At 41.9% G+C, this 18701-nt stretch carries 34 protein-coding genes; all 34 read right to left on the bottom strand.

Going from position 1 to position 18701, the window contains the following annotated elements:
* Nucleotides 1–10: 10 nt before the first annotated feature.
* Nucleotides 11–805: an energy-coupling factor transporter transmembrane component T family protein gene (locus tag E2L03_RS06380; protein WP_166740200.1), complete on the bottom strand. Its 795-nt coding sequence runs from the start codon at nucleotides 803–805 to the stop codon at nucleotides 11–13.
* Entirely contained in the window at nucleotides 798–1643 is an 846-nt protein-coding gene (locus E2L03_RS06375) for an ATP-binding cassette domain-containing protein (protein WP_134258734.1), read from the bottom strand. Before E2L03_RS06375 ends, E2L03_RS06380 begins: the two co-directional genes overlap by 8 nt.
* On the bottom strand, nucleotides 1619–2413 hold the full coding sequence (locus E2L03_RS06370) for an ATP-binding cassette domain-containing protein (RefSeq protein ID WP_134258733.1): 795 nt from the start codon (nucleotides 2411–2413) through the stop codon (nucleotides 1619–1621). The genes E2L03_RS06375 and E2L03_RS06370 overlap by 25 nt, the downstream gene beginning before the upstream one ends.
* A 96-nt stretch (nucleotides 2414–2509) precedes the next feature.
* A complete protein-coding gene (gene rplQ / locus E2L03_RS06365; protein WP_035395688.1) occupies nucleotides 2510–2872 on the bottom strand; it encodes a 50S ribosomal protein L17 in 363 nt (120 codons plus the stop codon).
* Nucleotides 2873–2903: 31 nt separating this feature from the next.
* A complete protein-coding gene (locus E2L03_RS06360) occupies nucleotides 2904–3848 on the bottom strand; it encodes a DNA-directed RNA polymerase subunit alpha (RefSeq protein ID WP_038475820.1) in 945 nt (314 codons plus the stop codon).
* 172 nt (nucleotides 3849–4020) lie between these two features.
* On the bottom strand, nucleotides 4021–4413 hold the full coding sequence (rpsK, locus tag E2L03_RS06355) for a 30S ribosomal protein S11 (protein ID WP_035395685.1): 393 nt from the start codon (nucleotides 4411–4413) through the stop codon (nucleotides 4021–4023).
* Between the two features lie 18 nt (nucleotides 4414–4431).
* Nucleotides 4432–4797 carry a 30S ribosomal protein S13 gene (rpsM, locus tag E2L03_RS06350; protein ID WP_035395683.1) on the bottom strand — a complete coding sequence of 122 codons (366 nt, stop codon included), beginning with the start codon at nucleotides 4795–4797 and terminating at the stop codon, nucleotides 4432–4434.
* A gap of 22 nt (nucleotides 4798–4819) precedes the next feature.
* Nucleotides 4820–4933: a 50S ribosomal protein L36 gene (gene rpmJ, locus E2L03_RS06345; RefSeq protein ID WP_003333770.1), complete on the bottom strand. Its 114-nt coding sequence runs from the start codon at nucleotides 4931–4933 to the stop codon at nucleotides 4820–4822.
* Nucleotides 4934–4965: 32 nt separating this feature from the next.
* Complete coding sequence (infA, locus tag E2L03_RS06340; RefSeq protein WP_035395681.1) at nucleotides 4966–5184, bottom strand: translation initiation factor IF-1; 219 nt, start codon at nucleotides 5182–5184, stop codon at nucleotides 4966–4968.
* Between the two features lie 73 nt (nucleotides 5185–5257).
* The gene (gene map, locus E2L03_RS06335) at nucleotides 5258–6004 is read right to left on the bottom strand and encodes a type I methionyl aminopeptidase (protein ID WP_038475814.1); all 747 of its coding nucleotides are present in this window, start codon (nucleotides 6002–6004) and stop codon (nucleotides 5258–5260) included.
* A complete protein-coding gene (locus tag E2L03_RS06330) occupies nucleotides 6001–6654 on the bottom strand; it encodes an adenylate kinase (RefSeq protein ID WP_038475811.1) in 654 nt (217 codons plus the stop codon). Before E2L03_RS06330 ends, map begins: the two co-directional genes overlap by 4 nt.
* 68 nt (nucleotides 6655–6722) lie before the next feature.
* Entirely contained in the window at nucleotides 6723–8033 is a 1311-nt protein-coding gene (secY, locus tag E2L03_RS06325) for a preprotein translocase subunit SecY (protein ID WP_038475808.1), read from the bottom strand.
* Complete coding sequence (gene rplO / locus E2L03_RS06320; RefSeq protein ID WP_038475806.1) at nucleotides 8033–8473, bottom strand: 50S ribosomal protein L15; 441 nt, start codon at nucleotides 8471–8473, stop codon at nucleotides 8033–8035. Before rplO ends, secY begins: the two co-directional genes overlap by 1 nt.
* A 36-nt stretch (nucleotides 8474–8509) precedes the next feature.
* Nucleotides 8510–8698, bottom strand: a complete 189-nt coding sequence (gene rpmD, locus E2L03_RS06315; RefSeq protein WP_035395673.1) for a 50S ribosomal protein L30 — start codon at nucleotides 8696–8698, stop codon at nucleotides 8510–8512.
* Between the two features lie 13 nt (nucleotides 8699–8711).
* Complete coding sequence (gene rpsE, locus E2L03_RS06310) at nucleotides 8712–9212, bottom strand: 30S ribosomal protein S5 (protein WP_038475803.1); 501 nt, start codon at nucleotides 9210–9212, stop codon at nucleotides 8712–8714.
* Nucleotides 9213–9235: 23 nt separating this feature from the next.
* Nucleotides 9236–9598, bottom strand: a complete 363-nt coding sequence (rplR, locus tag E2L03_RS06305; RefSeq protein ID WP_035395670.1) for a 50S ribosomal protein L18 — start codon at nucleotides 9596–9598, stop codon at nucleotides 9236–9238.
* Between the two features lie 31 nt (nucleotides 9599–9629).
* Nucleotides 9630–10166, bottom strand: coding sequence for a 50S ribosomal protein L6 (gene rplF, locus E2L03_RS06300; RefSeq protein ID WP_038475800.1), 537 nt, complete (start codon nucleotides 10164–10166; stop codon nucleotides 9630–9632).
* Nucleotides 10167–10198: 32 nt separating this feature from the next.
* Nucleotides 10199–10597, bottom strand: a complete 399-nt coding sequence (rpsH, locus tag E2L03_RS06295) for a 30S ribosomal protein S8 (RefSeq protein ID WP_035395667.1) — start codon at nucleotides 10595–10597, stop codon at nucleotides 10199–10201.
* Between the two features lie 26 nt (nucleotides 10598–10623).
* A complete protein-coding gene (locus E2L03_RS06290) occupies nucleotides 10624–10809 on the bottom strand; it encodes a type Z 30S ribosomal protein S14 (protein WP_035395665.1) in 186 nt (61 codons plus the stop codon).
* Nucleotides 10810–10835: 26 nt separating this feature from the next.
* The gene (gene rplE / locus E2L03_RS06285) at nucleotides 10836–11375 is read right to left on the bottom strand and encodes a 50S ribosomal protein L5 (RefSeq protein WP_038475797.1); all 540 of its coding nucleotides are present in this window, start codon (nucleotides 11373–11375) and stop codon (nucleotides 10836–10838) included.
* Nucleotides 11376–11404: 29 nt separating this feature from the next.
* Entirely contained in the window at nucleotides 11405–11713 is a 309-nt protein-coding gene (rplX, locus tag E2L03_RS06280; RefSeq protein WP_035395719.1) for a 50S ribosomal protein L24, read from the bottom strand.
* 55 nt (nucleotides 11714–11768) lie between these two features.
* A complete protein-coding gene (rplN, locus tag E2L03_RS06275) occupies nucleotides 11769–12137 on the bottom strand; it encodes a 50S ribosomal protein L14 (protein ID WP_035395662.1) in 369 nt (122 codons plus the stop codon).
* A gap of 29 nt (nucleotides 12138–12166) precedes the next feature.
* On the bottom strand, nucleotides 12167–12427 hold the full coding sequence (gene rpsQ, locus E2L03_RS06270) for a 30S ribosomal protein S17 (protein WP_035395660.1): 261 nt from the start codon (nucleotides 12425–12427) through the stop codon (nucleotides 12167–12169).
* Between the two features lie 17 nt (nucleotides 12428–12444).
* The gene (gene rpmC / locus E2L03_RS06265) at nucleotides 12445–12648 is read right to left on the bottom strand and encodes a 50S ribosomal protein L29 (RefSeq protein WP_035395658.1); all 204 of its coding nucleotides are present in this window, start codon (nucleotides 12646–12648) and stop codon (nucleotides 12445–12447) included.
* A complete protein-coding gene (gene rplP / locus E2L03_RS06260) occupies nucleotides 12635–13072 on the bottom strand; it encodes a 50S ribosomal protein L16 (RefSeq protein ID WP_035395655.1) in 438 nt (145 codons plus the stop codon). The genes rpmC and rplP overlap by 14 nt, the downstream gene beginning before the upstream one ends.
* Nucleotides 13073–13074: 2 nt before the next feature.
* Nucleotides 13075–13737 (bottom strand): 30S ribosomal protein S3, encoded by a 663-nt coding sequence (gene rpsC / locus E2L03_RS06255; protein WP_038475794.1) that lies wholly within the window; start codon nucleotides 13735–13737, stop codon nucleotides 13075–13077.
* Between the two features lie 3 nt (nucleotides 13738–13740).
* Complete coding sequence (gene rplV / locus E2L03_RS06250; RefSeq protein ID WP_035395652.1) at nucleotides 13741–14085, bottom strand: 50S ribosomal protein L22; 345 nt, start codon at nucleotides 14083–14085, stop codon at nucleotides 13741–13743.
* 22 nt (nucleotides 14086–14107) lie between these two features.
* Nucleotides 14108–14383 carry a 30S ribosomal protein S19 gene (gene rpsS, locus E2L03_RS06245; RefSeq protein WP_035395650.1) on the bottom strand — a complete coding sequence of 92 codons (276 nt, stop codon included), beginning with the start codon at nucleotides 14381–14383 and terminating at the stop codon, nucleotides 14108–14110.
* Between the two features lie 60 nt (nucleotides 14384–14443).
* Entirely contained in the window at nucleotides 14444–15274 is an 831-nt protein-coding gene (gene rplB / locus E2L03_RS06240; protein ID WP_038475791.1) for a 50S ribosomal protein L2, read from the bottom strand.
* Between the two features lie 26 nt (nucleotides 15275–15300).
* On the bottom strand, nucleotides 15301–15588 hold the full coding sequence (gene rplW, locus E2L03_RS06235; protein WP_035395648.1) for a 50S ribosomal protein L23: 288 nt from the start codon (nucleotides 15586–15588) through the stop codon (nucleotides 15301–15303).
* Nucleotides 15588–16211: a 50S ribosomal protein L4 gene (gene rplD, locus E2L03_RS06230; protein WP_038475788.1), complete on the bottom strand. Its 624-nt coding sequence runs from the start codon at nucleotides 16209–16211 to the stop codon at nucleotides 15588–15590. Before rplD ends, rplW begins: the two co-directional genes overlap by 1 nt.
* 24 nt (nucleotides 16212–16235) lie before the next feature.
* Entirely contained in the window at nucleotides 16236–16856 is a 621-nt protein-coding gene (gene rplC, locus E2L03_RS06225) for a 50S ribosomal protein L3 (RefSeq protein ID WP_134258732.1), read from the bottom strand.
* Nucleotides 16857–16897: 41 nt separating this feature from the next.
* Nucleotides 16898–17206, bottom strand: a complete 309-nt coding sequence (gene rpsJ, locus E2L03_RS06220) for a 30S ribosomal protein S10 (protein ID WP_017729599.1) — start codon at nucleotides 17204–17206, stop codon at nucleotides 16898–16900.
* Nucleotides 17207–17497: 291 nt separating this feature from the next.
* Nucleotides 17498–18688, bottom strand: a complete 1191-nt coding sequence (tuf, locus tag E2L03_RS06215; protein WP_038475783.1) for an elongation factor Tu — start codon at nucleotides 18686–18688, stop codon at nucleotides 17498–17500.
* Nucleotides 18689–18701 lie beyond the last annotated feature (13 nt).

Genomic DNA, 18701 nt, shown 5'->3' with positions numbered 1-18701 from the left:
CCTTTTTTGCTTAAAGCCATAAAATGAGGCATGCCAGTACAATACTAAGAGAGAGCGCGAAGGTATCGTTCCTTTGCCACTGTTTCTTTTTCCAAGTTGTATAGGTGCCCCGACTTTGATAGCCTCTTGCTTCCATCGCTTCTCCTAACTCTTCCGCTCGTTTAAGCGCACGAATAAATAACGGTACGAATAATGGAATAAAAAGCTTTATACGATTTTTTAATGATTTTTTAAAACGACCATACCCTCTTGCTCGCTGTGCTTGTTGAATGAGTAATAGTTCATCCCGTAAGATTGGAATAAATCGTAATGCAATTGAAACCATTGTAGCCACGTCCCTAACTGGAAAACGCACTTTATTCAATGGACTTAATAAAGTTTCAATTGCTTGTGTAATATGATAAGAACTGGTTGTTGCTGTCATTATAATAGCGATAAGAAAAAGCATAATGGTGCGCCAGAAGACAATAAATGCCATGGTCATCCCTTCGTCATAAATCGTTATTGGCCCGATTGAAAACAATGGGTTTCCATCTTGAATCACGATAAGTTGAATAAGGGAAAAGACGAGTAAAAAGACAAAAACAGGCGCTAATGATTGCAGAACCGCTCTTATTGGCAACCGGCTACTTAACAGCAAAAGTAAAACAAGAATCGAACTTAAACTAAATGAGCCGATTGATGACACAGTGAAAAAGACGATCGCAAAGAGAAACGTACTAATCAGCTTTACTTTTGCATCTAGAGTATGAATAAATGAGTGGCCCTCAATGTAATCGCCAATGACGACAGATCTTCTAGCCATTATGCTCATTCTCCTTCTCTTTCAGCCACGATGACGTGATCCATCCTACAAGCTCTTCTGTATTCTTTAAAAAAGGCGGTTGATGTTGATGTTTCATAAGCGCTTTTGCAAAAGCCATCGTGTGAGGTAATGGTACATGTCCACTTTGAAGTACATCACATGTTTTACCTGCTCGAACAAGCAGACCTGCTTCAAGAGCAATACAATGATCACTATAAAGAGCGACATCATTCATGGAATGAGTGACCATCCAAACCGTCGCATGTTCTTGCTTTTTATAGCGTTGAAAGACCTTCATCATTCCTTCTTTTAATTGTGGATCAAGCCCTGCTGTCGGTTCATCAATTAGTAAGAGCTTCGGCTTCATCATGAGAATAGCAGCGATGGCCACTCTTCTCATTTGCCCCCCTGATAAGTGAAAGGGGGAACGTTGTAAAATCTCAGACTCTAGCTCTACTACTTTCATGATTTCTTCTATTCTTTGTTCAATTTGCTCTTTCTGCTTACCTGCCAACTTTAAACCAAAGGCAAGCTCTTCATAGACTGTTTCGGCAAATAGTTGATGTTCAGGGTATTGAAACACGTAGCCAATGTGATTGCGGATCAACTGATTCTGATCTTCATGTAGGGTGTGTCCATTGAGAAGCACAGCACCTGTAGTTGGTTTAAGTAACCCAGCGAGCAACTGAACAAGGGTAGATTTTCCTGAGCCCGTTTTTCCTATTACAGCGGTAAAACTACCGTCTGGTATGGAAAAGGAAACCTCTTGCAATGCCTTATAGGAGGTTGCTTGATTTGTCTCATATTGATAGCTCACATCTTTAAAGCAAACGTCCATAATGCCTCACATAACTCTTCATCCGACGTAATGATTGTTTCATTCACACCAATTCCCTGTTCCTTTAACATGGCGATGACTTCATAGCGGAAGGGCTTTACGCATCCCAGTTCTTGCATAACGTCCTCTTGATGCATTAATTGGGTGAATGACCCATCAAAAATAACTTCACCGTTTGCCAAACCAATAATACGATTGCACTTGGCCATTTCCTCTACGTCGTGAGTAATGGTTACAAGTGTTTTAGACTCTTGATGCATAGACTCTAGTTGCTCTAGCACCTCATGTCGTCCTTCTGGATCAAGCATAGACGTTGCTTCGTCAAGTATAATAAGTTCGGGTTCAAGAACAAGTAAACCCGCTAACGCCACACGCTGCTTTTGACCACCAGAAAGCTCATTAATAGATCGCTTCCGTAAGTGATCAATCCCAAGCTTCTTTGCATAACGTTCCATTCGTTCTTCCATAAGAGACGGATTCACTGCAGCATTCTCTAAACCAAAAGCAAGGTCATCTTCAACAATCGTTCGTACCATCTGGTTATCTGGGTTTTGAAACAAGAACCCGATGTTTTCTTTCTCTTGATGATAGCTAATTGAACCTGAAGTGGGTTTTACTAACCCTTTTATCAGCTTACCAAGAGTAGATTTTCCTGATCCACTTTTTCCAATAATGGCAATGTATTCTCCTTTCGAAATGGAGAAAGAAACATTTATTAGGACCGGTTCACTCTCTTTAAAATGATAGCTAGCGTTGTTTAGCTGCAGCATCGACTCATTTCCTTCCTAAAACAAAAAAGGGCATAGAGTGAAGAAAGCTCTTGCTTCCATAATCTCCTGCCCTTAATCGCCGCTTACATGAGTTACTTAAACAAACTCAATAATTGCCATTGGTGCTCCGTCTCCACGACGAGGACCAACTTTAAGAATGCGTGTATATCCACCTTGACGCTCTTCAAAGCGAGGCGCAATCTCAGCAAAAAGCTTTTGGATTGCGTCTTGACCATTTTCTTCGTTTGCTACTTCTTTACGTACGAAAGAAGCAACTTGACGACGAGAATGAAGGTCTCCACGTTTACCTAATGTCACCATTTTTTCAACGAGTGGACGCAATTCCTTTGCTTTAGCTTCAGTCGTTTCAATACGCTCATTAATAATTAAGTCTGTTACTAAATCACGTAGTAACGCTTTACGTTGTGAACTTGTACGACCAAGTTTTGCGTATGCCATGCTATATTCCCTCCTTTAACCCAAAAAACAATTATTCTTCGTTACGAAGCCCGAGTCCTAACTCGCCTAGCTTCTCTTGTACTTCTTCTAAAGACTTACGTCCAAGGTTACGAACTTTCATCATGTCTTCTTCTGTTTTATGCGTAAGCTCTTGTACCGTGTTGATACCAGCGCGCTTTAAACAGTTGTAAGAACGAACCGAAAGATCAAGCTCTTCAATTGTCATTTCCAAGACTTTTTCTTTTTGGTCTTCTTCTTTTTCAACCATGATTTCCGCGTTTTGCGCTTGATCCGTTAAGCCTACGAAAATATTTAAATGCTCTGTTAAGATTTTCGCTCCAAGAGATACTGCTTCTTCAGGGCGAGTGCTTCCATCGGTCCACACATCAAGGGTTAGTTTATCATAGTTTGTGACTTGCCCAACACGTGTATTCTCAACTTGATAGTTTACACGCGCTACCGGTGTATAGATCGAGTCAATCGGAAGAACGCCAATTGGCTGGTCGTCGCTTTTATTCCCGTCAGCAAGGATATAACCCCGACCGCGTTTTGCCTGAAGGCGCATGCGGAACGATGCTCCTTTTGTAAGCGTAGCGATATGAAGCTCAGGATTTAAAATTTCTACATCACTATCATGTGTTAAGTCTCCAGCAGTAACATCGCCTTCGCCTTGAACATCAATCTCTAGTGTTTTCTCATCGTCTGAATAAATCTTTAAAGCTAGTTTCTTTAAGTGCAAAATGATTGTCGTTACATCTTCCACAACACCCTCAATAGTAGAGAATTCGTGTAGAACACCATCAATTTGAACTGAAGATACTGCTGCACCAGGAAGCGATGATAGTAGAATGCGACGTAAGGAGTTTCCTAGTGTTGTTCCATAACCACGTTCAAGGGGCTCAACAACAAACTTGCCGTATGTTGCATCTTCGCTAACTTCAACCGTCTCAATATTCGGCTTTTCAATTTCAATCATTAAACAAACCCTCCTTCAAAACGTCGAACTCTGGCAAACACAAGGATTGCCCAAAGGACAATCACTAAGCCTTCCCATGAGCAATGCCTATTAGTCTAACCTTCATTGTCTAATAGATCTCGTCTTATCCATTATAGACACTACTAAGAAATCTATACAATGATTGATCTTATTACACTCTACGACGTTTCGGCGGGCGACAGCCGTTATGAGGAACAGGCGTTACGTCTTTAATCATGTTTACCTCTAAACCAACTGCTTGTAATGAACGGATAGCCGCTTCACGACCAGCTCCAGGACCTTTAACAGAAACTTCGATGGTTTTCATGCCATGCTCCATCGCTGTTTTCGCAGCAGTCTCAGCCGCCATTTGCGCAGCGAAAGGAGTAGACTTACGAGAACCTTTAAATCCTAAAGCACCAGCACTTGCCCAAGAGATTGCATTACCATGCGTATCAGTGATCGTCACGATTGTATTATTGAAAGTCGAGCGAATGTGAGCCATTCCTGTATCAATATTTTTCTTTTGACGACGCTTTGGACGAGTATTCGTTTTTTTAGCCATAGATTTGTTCCCTCCTATCTATTTTTTCTTGTTCGCTACTGTACGAGCTGGACCTTTGCGCGTACGAGCGTTATTCTTAGAGTTTTGACCACGAACGGGCAATCCACGACGATGACGGATTCCACGGTAGCTTCCAATCTCAATTAGACGCTTAATGTTAAGGGATACTTCACGACGAAGATCACCTTCAACTTGATATGCTTCAACAGCTTCACGGATACGACCAAGTTCTTCTTCAGTCAAATCGCGCACACGTGTATTCTGGTCAATACCAGCAGTTTCAAGAATCTTCGCTGCTGTAGATTTACCAATACCGAATACGTACGTAAGTGAAATTACAACGCGCTTATCGCGAGGAATATCAACACCTGCAACACGTGCCATAGGCTCGGCACCTCCTTATCGATTAGCCTTGTTTTTGTTTATGCTTTGGATTTTCGCAAATTACCATGACATTGCCTTTACGGCGAATAACTTTACATTTTTCACAGATCGGTTTTACCGACGGTCTTACTTTCATTGTATAAACCTCCTTGTGTACGGAGAAGTTTTTTATTTATAGCGGTACGTAATTCTACCACGCGTTAGATCATAAGGAGAAAGCTCAATTGTCACTTTATCACCAGGCAAAATGCGGATAAAGTGCATGCGAATTTTCCCAGATACATGCGCAAGAATTTTATGACCGTTCTCAAGTTCAACACGAAACATTGCATTTGGAAGTGGTTCAATAACCGTACCTTCCACTTCAATAACGTCTTCTTTCGCCATGGGTAGTTTCCTCCCTTCGAGTTAGATGCTAACAAATCCAGAACTACACAGACATTCTATCTTACCTGAAAACCTATGCTTTCGTCAAGATTTCATACCCGGTTTCTGTAATTGCAATCGTATGCTCAAAATGGGCACAGTTTTTCTTATCTACAGTTACTACTGTCCAGTTATCAGAAAGAGTTTTTACATATCGACTACCTGCATTAATCATTGGCTCAATTGCTAGTACCATACCGGGTTTGAGCCTTGGTCCTTTTCCTGGAGGTCCGTAATGAGGAATTTGTGGGTCCTCATGTAAGTTTTGACCAACACCGTGGCCAACATACTCACGAACAACAGAATAACCAAGAGGTTCCACATGTGATTGAATCGCATGCGAGATATCTGATAAACGATTGCCTGGACGAGCTTGCTCTAAACCTTTGTAAAGAGACTCTTCCGTTGCATCAAGCAATTGTTGATCTTCCTCTTTAATTGTTCCAACCCCATATGTCCAAGCAGAATCACCATGATAGCCATTATAATATGCGCCTATATCTAAGCTAATAATGTCACCATCTTCAAGCACTCGATTACCAGGAATGCCATGCACCAACTCTTCGTTTACGGAAGCACATACGCTTCCTTTAAACCCCCCATAACCTAGGAAAGAAGGTGTTGCATCATGTGAACGAATAAACGCTTCAGCAATTGAATCGAGTTCACCAGTAGTAACACCTGGTTTGATATATGGTTTCAAGTGAGCATGTGTTAATGCAACAATACGCCCAGCCTGTCTCATAATTTCAAGTTCACGTTCGGTTTTTATTACAATCATGCATGCGTCTCCGCGAGTAATGCATCAATGTCTTTGTAGACATCTTCAATATCTCTATTACCGTCAATATGCTTTAAATAACCTTTTGACTCATAAAAGTCAATTAATGGTTGAGCTTGCTGCTGATTCACTTCAAGACGTTTCTTAACTGTCTCTGGCTTGTCATCATCACGTTGAATAAGCTCGCTTCCATCTACATCACATTTTCCTTCAACCTTTGGTGGGTTGTAAAGAAGATGATACGTTTTGCCAGAAGTTGGTGAAACACGTCTACCTGTTAAACGCTCAATTAAGAGTTCTTCAGGAACGTGGATATTCAGAACATAGTCAAGTTCTTTACCGAGAGATGTAAGGATCTCTTCAAGTCCTTCTGCTTGCGCAATTGTTCTTGGGAAACCATCGAGTAAAAAACCATTCTCACAATCTTTCTGTGACAACCGATCTTTCACAATACCGATTGTTACTTCATCCGGAACGAGGCCCCCAGCATCCATATAGGATTTCGCTTTAAGACCAAGTTCTGTTTCATTCTTCATTGCTGCACGGAACATATCACCAGTTGAGATATGAGGCAAGCCGTAATGTTCAACAATCTTTTCTGCTTGAGTGCCTTTGCCGGCACCAGGCAATCCCATTAAGATTAAGTTCATTTCAAATCCCCTTCCAGCAAGTTCTATAAAAGATGAACGGAGGAGGGAAAAACCCAATTCCGCTCTCTTTAGTTGATAAATCCTTTATACGATCGTTTTATTAACTGTCCTTCAATTTGCTTCATCGTATCAAGAGCAACCCCAACGATGATGAGAAGTCCAGTTCCACCAATCTGAACTTGAGGTGGGAGATCTAAAAGAGCAATAAAGACAACCGGAATCGTTGCGATCGTTGCTAGGAAAAGCGCACCAACGAACGTTAACCGGTATAAAATTCGCGTAATAAACGACTGTGTCGCTTGCCCTGGACGAATACCAGGAATGTATCCACCTTGTCGCTTCAAGTTATCCGCCATTTTTTCGGGGTTAACTTGAACAAACGTATAGAAATACGTAAAGGCGATGATAAGAAGAACAAAAGCTGATCCTCCAATCAATGTGCCGGGTACAAAGTTTTGAACAATCCAATTTGCCCATGCACTATCTTCTGTTCCAACAAACGTTGCGATTGTGGAAGGGAAGTAAAATAGTGCGGAAGCAAAGATAACTGGGATAACCCCTGCCGCATTTACCTTAATCGGTAAGTGCGTTGACTGTCCGCCAACAGGACTACGGTTCACAACACGTTTCGCGTATTGCACAGGAATTTTACGCAATGCTTGTTGCACATAGATCACACCGACAATAATAAGTAAAACAATTAAAGCCAACAGCGCTACGGTGACAATAGCTATAAATAGCTGATCGCCAGCCCCTTCAAGTTCCGAAACATACAACGTATTAAGCATATTTGGAATACCAGCTGCGATACCTGCAAAAATGATGATCGAGATGCCATTACCAACACCATGTGCAGTAATTTGTTCACCAACCCACATTAAAAAGGCGGTACCTGCTGTTAATACAATCGCGATATAGATGTATGTCATCGGACCAGGATTGACAATTAAGTCGACCGAACCTGTAGAAGCCATTGAGTTAAAACCGATGGACATGGCAATCGCTTGAACAAAACCTAAAACGATCGTTCCATAACGAGTAACCTGTGTTAGCTTTTTTCGACCAGCCTCACCTTGCTTCGCCCATTCAGCAAATTTCGGTACAACATCTAGCTGTAAAAGCTGTACAACGATCGATGCTGTAATGTAAGGCATAATCCCCATCGCAAAAATCGAGAAGTTACTTAATGCTCCACCACCAAAGGTATCAAGAAAGCCGAATGCATTCGCCTCACCGAATAGCAAGTCTAGCGCATCACTATTCGTACCTGGCACGGGAATAAATGTACCAACTCGAAATACGATAAGCATCAAGAGCGTAAAGATGATTTTGCGACGTAAATCTCTCACACGGAAGATGTTGGAGATCGCCTTAAACATTAAACCACCTCTGTTTTTCCGCCAGCAGCTTCAATTGCTTTTACTGCAGATGCAGAGAACTTGTTTGCTTTAACAGTCAAGTTTTTATCTAAGCTGCCATTTCCTAACACTTTAATACCGTGTTTTACGTTCTTAACTGCTTTTGATTCAATTAAGAGTTCAGGAGTAACTTCTGCTCCTGCTTCAAAACGGTTTAATACATCAAGGCTAACAACCGTATATTCTTTACGGTGAATGTTCGTAAAGCCACGTTTCGGTAAACGACGATAAAGTGGGTTTTGACCACCTTCGAAACCAAGTCTTACGCCACCACCTGAGCGGGCTTTTTGACCTTTGTGTCCTCTACCAGAAGTTTTTCCGTTACCAGAACCAATTCCGCGACCTACACGATTACGGACTTTGCGTGAACCTTCTGCTGGTTGTAACTCATGAAGTTTCATGCTTCCTACACCTCCTCGTTGCTAAAAATCATCTATTTACGCGTCAATTTCGTTTACAGTAACTAAGTGCTTTACTTTGTTAACCATACCACGAATTGCTACGTTATCTTCTTGTACTACAGTTTGATGCATTTTACGTAAACCAAGTGTGTTTACTGTCACGCGTTGATCGCTAGGACGGCCGATCAAGCTACGTGTAAGGGTGATTTCTAACTTCTTCGCCATCGTAATCCCTCCCTTAACCTAACAGTTCTTCTACGGATTTACCACGTAGTTTTGCTACTTCTTCAGCACGCTTAAGATTCGTTAAGCCTGTGATTGTAGCACGAACCATGTTAATTGGGTTGCTTGAACCAAGAGACTTAGAAAGAACATCGCCAACACCAGATAGTTCAAGTACAGCACGTACAGGACCACCAGCGATAACTCCAGTACCTTCTGAAGCCGGCTTTAGAAATACGCGTCCAGCACCAAAACGTCCAACAATTTGGTGTGGGATTGTTGTATTAACAAGCGGTACTTCAATTAAGTTTTTCTTTGCATCTTCAACAGCTTTACGGATTGCTTCAGGTACCTCCTGAGCTTTCCCCATTCCAAAGCCGACGTGACCATTTTTATCCCCTACTACAACAAGTGCAGCAAAGCGGAAGCGACGACCACCTTTAACAACCTTTGCGACACGGTTGATCGTAACGACTTTTTCTTCAAGTTCCAAAGTATTTGGATCGATTGAACGCATAAAAAGGTTTCCCTCCTTCGTTTTTAGAATTTCAGACCTGCTTCGCGAGCTGCATCTGCAAGCTCAGCAACGCGTCCGTGATATAGATATCCTCCACGGTCAAACACGATAACTTCGTGTCCCGCTTCGATCGCACGTTTTGCAACTGCTTCACCAACTTGGCGAGCTGCTTCTTTATTTGAACCCTTTTCGATCTTCAATTCTTTATCAAGTGATGAAGCTTGAGCAAGAGTGACACCATTCACGTCATCAATTAATTGAGCGTAAATGTGCTTAGAAGAACGGAATACGTTTAAACGTGGACGCTGCGGCGTACCGCTTAAATTGCGGCGTACGTGAGCGTGTCTTTTCTTACGGCCTGTATTTGAGTTAGGCTTCGTAATCATGAGACGTCATTCCTTTCTTTGTCGATACTAATTATTTACCAGTTTTACCTTCTTTACGACGCACATACTCGCCTTCATAACGAATACCTTTACCTTTGTAAGGCTCAGGCTGACGTACAGCGCGAATGTTAGAAGCAAGTGCACCAACACGTTCTTTGTTAATTCCTTTAACAATAACTTTCGTGTTAGATGGTACTTCGATTTCAAGACCTTCTTCAGGTGTGATTTCAACTGGGTGAGAATAACCAACGTTAAGCACAAGCTTATTGCCAGATTTAGAAGCACGGTAACCGACACCGTTCAGTTCAAGTGCGCGCTCAAATCCTTTTGTTACTCCCTCAACCATGTTGTTTACGTTCGCACGCATTGTACCATGTAGAGCACGATGCTCTTTATGATCTGATGGACGAGCGAAACTCATTTCGTTGTTTTCTAAGTTTACTTTAATAGCAGGGTGAAGCTCACGGCTTAATTCACCTTTAGGACCTTTAACAGTACAAAGGTTACCATCTAAAGAAACTGTAACTCCCTCAGGAATTGTAATAGGTTTTAATCCTACTCGAGACATTTGTAGTACACCTCCATTTCAATTAAGCTTTATTACCAAACGTAAGCGAGTACTTCGCCACCGATTTGTTGTTGACGCGCTTCTTTATCAGTTAATAAACCTTTAGAAGTCGATACGATCGCAATACCAAGACCACCAAGTACACGAGGTAGTTCAGTTGATTTTGCGTAGACACGTAGTCCTGGCTTAGAGATACGTTTAAGACCAGTAATTACACGCTCGTTAGATGTTCCGTACTTTAGGAAGATACGAATAACACCTTGTTTGTTATCTTCAATGTACTCATAATCGCGAACAAAACCTTCACGCTTAAGAATTTCAGCGATTTCCTTCTTCACCATAGAAGCAGGAAGCTCTAATTTCTCGTGACGTACAAGGTTCGCGTTACGAATACGAGTTAGCATATCTGCAATTGGATCCGTCATGACCATAATTAATTACCTCCTTCCCAATCGATTTACCAGCTTGCTTTTTTCACACCAGGAATTTGCCCTTTATAAGCAAGTTCTCTGAAGCAAATACGGCAAAGTTTAAATTTACGCAACACTGAATGAGGACGTCCGCAACGCTCACAACGAGTATACTTTTGAACGTTATACTTAGGAGTGCGCTGTTGCTTTGCAATCATAGATTTTTTTGCCAACGTGTTCCCTCCTCTTCTTTAAGAGATTATTTTTGGAACGGCATGCCTACTTGAGTAAGTAATTCACGCGCTTCTTCATCTGTCTGAGCAGTTGTAACGATTACGATATCCATACCACGGACTTTATCAACTTTATCATAGTCGATTTCCGGGAAAATTAGCTGTTCTTTCACGCCAAGCGTGTAGTTTCCACGACCGTCAAATGCTTTCTTTGAGATCCCACGGAAGTCACGTACACGTGGAAGAGAAACAGAAACCAATTTATCCAAGAAGTCATACATACGCTCACCGCGTAATGTAACTTTTGCACCGATTGGCATACCCTCACGTAATTTAAAGCCAGCAATTGATTTCTTTGCTTTTGTCACAACAGGCTTTTGACCAGTGATTTGTTGAAGTTCTTCAACCGCTTTATCCAAAACTTTTGCGTTTTGAACAGCTTCACCGACACCCATGTTCACAACAATCTTTTCAATCTTTGGCACAGCCATTACAGAAGAATAGTTAAATTTCTCTGTTAGAGATGAAACAATCTCAGTCTGATACTTTTCTTTCAAACGATTCATTTAGAGTGGTCCTCCTTTCACCTGACTGACTACTTGATGATTTCGCCAGATTTTTTCGCTACACGTACTTTTTTACCATCTTCTTCTTTAAATCCAACACGAGTACGTTCTCCTGTTTTTGGATCAACTAGCATAACGTTAGAAGAATGAATCGGTGCTTCTTGATCAAGAATTCCACCTTGTGGATTATCTTGTGAAGGTTTCGCGTGTTTCTTTACCATGTTAATTCCTTCAACAAGCACACGGCTCTTTTTCGGGTAAGCTTCAAGGATCGTCCCTTGCTTCCCTTTGTCTTTACCAGCAATAACGATTACTGTATCGCCTTTTTTGACATGCATCACTTTTGCACCTCCCTGAGTAAACATCCATTGATCTCTTTATCCAAAACGAACCTTATAGTACCTCAGGAGCTAGAGAAACAATTTTCATAAACTGTTTGTCTCGAAGTTCACGTGCTACCGGACCGAAGATACGAGTTCCGCGAGGACCCTTATCGTCACGTACGATTACAGCTGCGTTCTCATCAAACTTGATATATGACCCGTCGTTACGGCGAACACCGCTCTTAGAGCGAACAATTACCGCACGAACAACGTCACCTTTCTTAACAACGCCACCTGGTGTTGCTTGTTTTACCGAACAAACAATAACATCACCAATGTTAGCTGTCTTACGTCCAGAACCACCAAGTACTTTAATACAAAGAACTTCACGCGCTCCAGAGTTGTCAGCAACTTTTAAACGGCTTTCTTGTTGAATCATACTGTTTACCTCCTTTCAACCGTAGCCTATTAGATAATAATAGCTTCTTCTACAACTTCTACTAAACGAAAACGTTTATCTTTTGAAAGTGGGCGAGTTTCCATAATACGAACGATGTCGCCAACTTTTGCAGTATTTTCTTCATCATGTGTTTTGAACTTCTTTGAGTACTTTACACGTTTACCATAAAGGCGATCGACCTTGTATGTTTCAACAAGAACGCTAATCGTTTTGTCCATTTTGTCAGACACGACACGACCTTGGTAAACTTTACGCTGATTGCGGTCCATGCAGCAAACCTCCTTTTTTAGCCGTTGTTAATTCCGAGCTCGCGTTCACGCAAAACAGTTTTTGCACGTGCAATACCTTTGCGGACTTCGCGAATGCGCACTGGGTTTTCAAGTTGCCCAGTTGCTAATTGAAAGCGTAGGTTGAAAAGCTCTTCTTTAAGAGTTTGCGTCTTTTGTTCGATTTCAGCAGTGGTTAAATTACGGATATCAGTTGCTTTCATTTGAGTCACCACCCACTTCTTCACGTTTTACGAATTTACATTTAACAGGCAACTTGTGAGAGGCAAGACGTAAAGCTTCGCGTGCAACTTCTTCAGATACACCGGAGATTTCAAACATAATCTTACCTGGTTTCACGACGGCAACCCAACCTTCTGGAGCACCTTTACCTGAACCCATTCGAACTTCAAGTGGCTTAGCAGTGTAAGGTTTAGATGGGAAAATCTTAATCCATACTTTACCGCCACGTTTCATGTAACGAGTCATTGCAATACGAGCTGATTCGATTTGACGGTTTGTAATCCAAGACGCTTCAAGCGCTTGTAGACCGTATTCACCGAAATGTACTTCTGTACCGCCTTTAGCACGACCACGCATTTTTCCGCGGTGTTCACGACGATATTTAACGCGTTTAGGCATTAACATGATTAGTTGCCTCCTTCCTCTTTGTTCGTTCCTTTCGCTGGAAGGACTTCACCACGGTAAACCCAAATTTTCACACCGATTTTGCCGTATGTTGTATCAGCTTCAGCTGTACCATAGTCAATATCAGCACGAAGTGTGTGAAGTGGAACTGTTCCTTCGCTATAGTGCTCTGCACGAGCGATATCTGCGCCACCAAGACGACCAGATACTTGTGTTTTGATTCCTTTTGCACCAGAACGCATTGTACGTTGAATGGCTTGTTTCATAGCGCGACGGAAAGAGATACGATTCTCTAGCTGACGAGCGATATTTTCAGCAACTAATTTAGCATCTAAATCTGCATGCTTAATTTCTGAAATGTTAATGTGTACTCTTTTACCTGTAAGTTGGTTTAGAGATTTACGTAGTGCTTCAACTTCTGAACCGCCTTTTCCGATCACCATTCCTGGCTTGGCAGTAGAAATTGTGATATTCACACGGTTCGCAGCGCGTTCGATTTCTACTTTAGATACTGATGCATCTTTTAAACGACCTTCAACGTGTTCACGAATTGTGATGTCTTCATGAAGTAGATCAGCATAGTCTTTTTTACTAGCGTACCACTTAGAATCCCAATCACGAATAACGCCAACGCGAAGTCCGATAGGATTTACTTTTTGACCCATGTGTTATCCCTCCTTCTTTTCTGATACAACCAATGTAATGTGGCTCGTACGTTTGTTGATCCGGCTCGCACGACCTTGTGCACGAGGGCGGAAACGTTTAAGCGTAACGCCTTCATCAACGAAAGCTTCTGAAATAACGAGATTATTCGGCTCCATTTCGTAATTGTGCTCAGCATTCGCAATAGCGGAATTCAAAAGCTTTTCAACTACAGGAGAAGCAGATTTAGGTGTATGCTTTAAGATTGCAATGGCTTCACCGACTTGTTTACCGCGGATAAGATCGATAACAAGACGAACTTTACGAGGCGCAATGCGAACCTGTTTCGCAACAGCTTTAGCTTGTTCCATGAGATTGGTCCTCCTTTCTTACTTAACGTCTTGTTTTCTTGTCAGCGGCATGCCCTTTATACGTGCGTGTAGGAGCAAATTCACCAAGTTTGTGTCCAACCATATCTTCTGATACATATACCGGTACGTGCTTGCGTCCATCATAAACAGCAAACGTGTGACCAATAAAGTCAGGGAAGATTGTAGAACGACGAGACCAAGTCTTTACAACTTTCTTGTCGTTTGTTTCGTTTAAAGCTTCGACTTTCTTCATCAGATGACCATCGACGAAAGGTCCTTTTTTCAAACTACGGCCCATGTGAGTGCCTCCCTTCGAGATTCGACCACGGTTCTAGATGAGAACCGTAGACAAACCACGTTATTTTTTACGACGACGTACGATGTACTTGTCGGAGTGTTTGTTTTTCTTACGAGTTTTGAATCCAAGTGTTGGTTTACCCCATGGAGACATTGGTGACGGACGGCCAATTGGCGCTTTACCTTCACCACCACCGTGTGGGTGATCGTTAGGGTTCATTACAGAACCACGAACAGTTGGACGGATACCTTTCCAACGAGAACGTCCAGCTTTACCGATGTTAATAAGCTCATGTTCAACATTTCCAACTTGACCGATCGTTGCGCGACAAGTTGAAAGAATGTAGCGTGTTTCGCCAGAGTTTAGACGTACAAGCACATATTGTCCTTCTTTACCAAGAAGTTGAGCTTCAGTACCAGCAGAACGTACTAATTGACCGCCTTTACCAGGACGAAGTTCAATATTATGAATCACAGTACCTACAGGGATATTAATTAGTGGTAACGTGTTACCTACTTTAATGTCCGCTTCAGAACCAGACTCAATCATAGTACCTACTTTTAAGCCTTTTGGAGCTAAGATATAACGCTTTTCACCATCAACATAGTGAATCAAAGCGATGTTTGCAGAGCGGTTTGGATCATACTCGACTGTAGCAACGCGTCCTGGAATTCCATCTTTATTACGTTTGAAATCAATTACACGGTACTGACGCTTATGACCGCCACCTTGATGACGTACAGTTAAACGACCTTGGTTGTTACGACCACCTTTATTATGCAAAGGAGCAAGTAACGATTTTTCCGGCTTGTCAGTTGTGATTTCAGCGAAATCAGACACACTCATGTGACGACGTCCGGCACTGGTCGGTTTATACTTTTTAATTGCCATAATAAGTTCCCTCCTTCTTCAAATTCTTACGCTTCAAAGAAGTCTAGTTCTTTACTATCCGCTGATAGTTGAACGACTGCTTTCTTGCGTTTTGCAGTAAAGCCTGTGAAACGACCGAATCGCTTAGACTTACCTTTATAGTTGACCGTATTGACGCTAGCAACCTTCACTTCAAAGATTTCTTCGATCGCATCTTTGATTTGAGATTTGTTCGCGCGAACATCAACGTCAAACGTGTACTGTTTATTTTCCATTAAGTCAGCAGACTTCTCAGTAATAATAGGGCGCTTAATGATATCACGTGCGTTCGACATTACGCAAGCACCTCCTCTACCTTTTCGACTGCGTCTTTAGTGATGACAACTTTGTCATGCTTAAGAAGGTCTAACACATTAACGCTGTCAGCTGTAAGGAAAGTAACACCTGGTAAGTTACGAGCAGAAAGAGCAACATTTTCATTGTAATCAGCTGTTACAACAAGTGCTTTTGATTCTACTGATAAACTAGCAAGTACTTCCTTCATAGATTTCGTTTTAATCTCTTCAAAAGAAAGAGTATCAAGCACAACTAATTCTGAACCTTGTACTTTAGAAGACAAAGCAGACTTAAGAGCTAAACGACGAACTTTCTTTGGAAGTTTGTAGCTATAACTACGTGGAGTTGGTCCAAATACAACACCACCGCCAACCCATTGTGGAGAACGGATAGAACCTTGACGCGCGCGTCCAGTTCCTTTTTGGCGCCATGGCTTTCTACCACCACCACGAACTTCAGAACGTCCTTTTGTTTTATGCGTACCTTGACGTAGAGACGCTTGCTGCATGATTACTGCATCGTGTAATACACTGTTATTTGGTTCAATCCCAAATACTGCATCAGCAAGTTCGATGTCTCCAACTTGAGAACCTGTTTGGTTAAAAACTGTTACTTTTGGCATTCGAATGGCCTCCTTTCTATAACGTTACGCTTTAACTGCTGCTTGAACAGTTACATAGCTTTTCTTCGCACCAGGAACGTTCCCTTTAACTAGAAGAAGATTGCGCTCTTCATCTACACGAACGATCTCTAGGTTTTGGATTGTAATTTGCTCTCCACCCATACGACCAGGTAATAATTTACCTTTAAATACGCGGTTAGGCGCTACAGGTCCCATTGAACCAGGACGACGGTGGTAACGAGAACCGTGAGACATAGGTCCACGAGATTGGTTATGGCGCTTAATTGCACCTTGGAAACCTTTCCCTTTAGATGTACCTGTTACATCAACGATTTCTCCTGCTGCAAATGTTGTTACGCTAATCGCTTGACCAACTTCAACCTCGTCAAGATTAACGTCACGGATTTCCTTAATGAAGCGCTTAGGTGTTGCTTCTGCTTTCGTTGCATGACCTACTTCTGGTTTGTTAGGCTTTTTCGCATCAGCGAAACCGATTTGAATAGCTTCATAACCATCTGATTCAATTGTTTTCTTCTGAAGAATAACATTTGGCTCAGCTTCAATAACTGTTACAGGAATTACTTCACCGTTTTCAGCAAATACTTGAGTCATACCAATTTTTCTTCCTAAGATTCCTTTGGACATCCGTTACACCTCCTATTAAATGTTAAATTTTATTTTTTAGCTTATAGCTTAATTTCGATATCAACGCCAGACGGTAAATCTAAACGCATTAACGCATCCACAGTTTGTGGTGTTGGATTCACAATGTCAATTAGACGCTTGTGCGTACGCATTTCGAACTGCTCACGAGAATCTTTATACTTGTGAACCGCACGTAAAATCGTGTAAACAGATTTTTCAGTTGGAAGTGGAATCGGTCCTGATACGCTCGCACCTGAACGTTTTGCCGTTTCAACAATCTTCTCAGCTGACTGATCTAGAACACGGTGATCATACGCTTTTAAACGAATACGAATCTTTTGCTTTGCCATAATAGCCCTCCTTTTTCGCCCATTTTATAAAATAGACATACTCCGCGGAAATTTCCTCACCCTCCCATGGCAAAGGGGCCGGGTGTGTCAGCAACCTTCCGCATCATCGCTGTCAAACGTGTGACACATAGAAACATTACTTTCTGTTCATAGAAACAAAGAAACGTACCTTTCGGGGCACACTTCTACTATTATATAGATCAACGCCTATGATTGCAAGGGTTTGAGAGAATTTTTTTCAAAAGAAAAAGAGGACGAATAAAATCCGTCCTCTTTAGTTATAGAAATGAATTATTTTTGGATTGTAGCTACAACGCCAGCGCCTACTGTACGGCCACCTTCACGGATTGAGAATTTAGTACCTTCTTCAATCGCGATTGGAGCGATAAGCTCAACAGTCATTTCAATGTTATCACCAGGCATAACCATTTCTGTACCTTCTGGTAATTGGCAGATACCAGTTACGTCAGTTGTACGGAAATAGAATTGTGGACGATAGTTAGAGAAGAATGGAGTGTGACGTCCACCCTCTTCTTTTGAAAGAACATAAACTTCAGCTTTGAAGTTTGTGTGTGGTGTAATTGTACCAGGCTTAGCAAGTACTTGGCCACGTTGGATATCTTCACGAGCTACCCCACGAAGAAGGGCACCGATGTTGTCTCCAGCTTCTGCATAGTCAAGAAGCTTACGGAACATTTCTACACCAGTTACAGTTGTAGATTTCTTCTCTTCTTCAATACCAAGAATTTCTACAGTGTCACCAACGTTAAGTTGACCACGCTCTACACGACCAGTAGCAACTGTTCCACGACCAGTGATTGAGAATACGTCCTCAACTGGCATCATGAAAGGCTTATCTTTGTCGCGCTCTGGAGTTGGGATATATTCGTCAACAGCGTTCATAAGCTCAACGATTTTTTCTTCCCACTCAGCTTCACCTTGAAGTGCTTTAAGAGCAGAACCTTGGATAACTGGAACGTCATCACCAGGGAAGTCATACTCAGAAAGAAGGTCACGCACTTCCATTTCTACTAGCTCAAGTAGCTCTTCGTCATCTACCATGTCACATTTGTTTAAGAATACAACAAGGTAAGGTACGCCTACTTGGCGAGAAAGAAGGATGTGCTCACGAGTTTGTGGCATTGGACCGTCAGCAGCAGATACTACTAAGATTCCTCCGTCCATTTGTGCAGCACCAGTGATCATGTTTTTAACATAGTCAGCGTGTCCTGGGCAGTCAACGTGTGCATAGTGGCGAGAATCAGTTTCATACTCAACGTGTGCAGTTGAGATTGTGATACCACGCTCACGCTCTTCTGGAGCACCATCGATTGCATCATATGCCATTGCTTGTCCTTTACCAGAACGTTTAGCAAGTACAGTTGTAATTGCAGCAGTTAAAGTTGTTTTACCATGGTCAACGTGTCCAATTGTACCGATATTGGCATGTGTTTTGGAACGATCAAATTTTTCTTTAGCCATGATTCATTTCCTC

Source organism: Shouchella oshimensis (assembly GCF_004375095.1).
Classification (GTDB): Bacteria; Bacillota; Bacilli; order Bacillales; family Bacillaceae_D; genus Shouchella; species Shouchella oshimensis.
The sequence above is the reverse complement of the archived record's forward strand: the minus strand, read 5'-3'. Positions and strand labels throughout refer to the sequence as shown.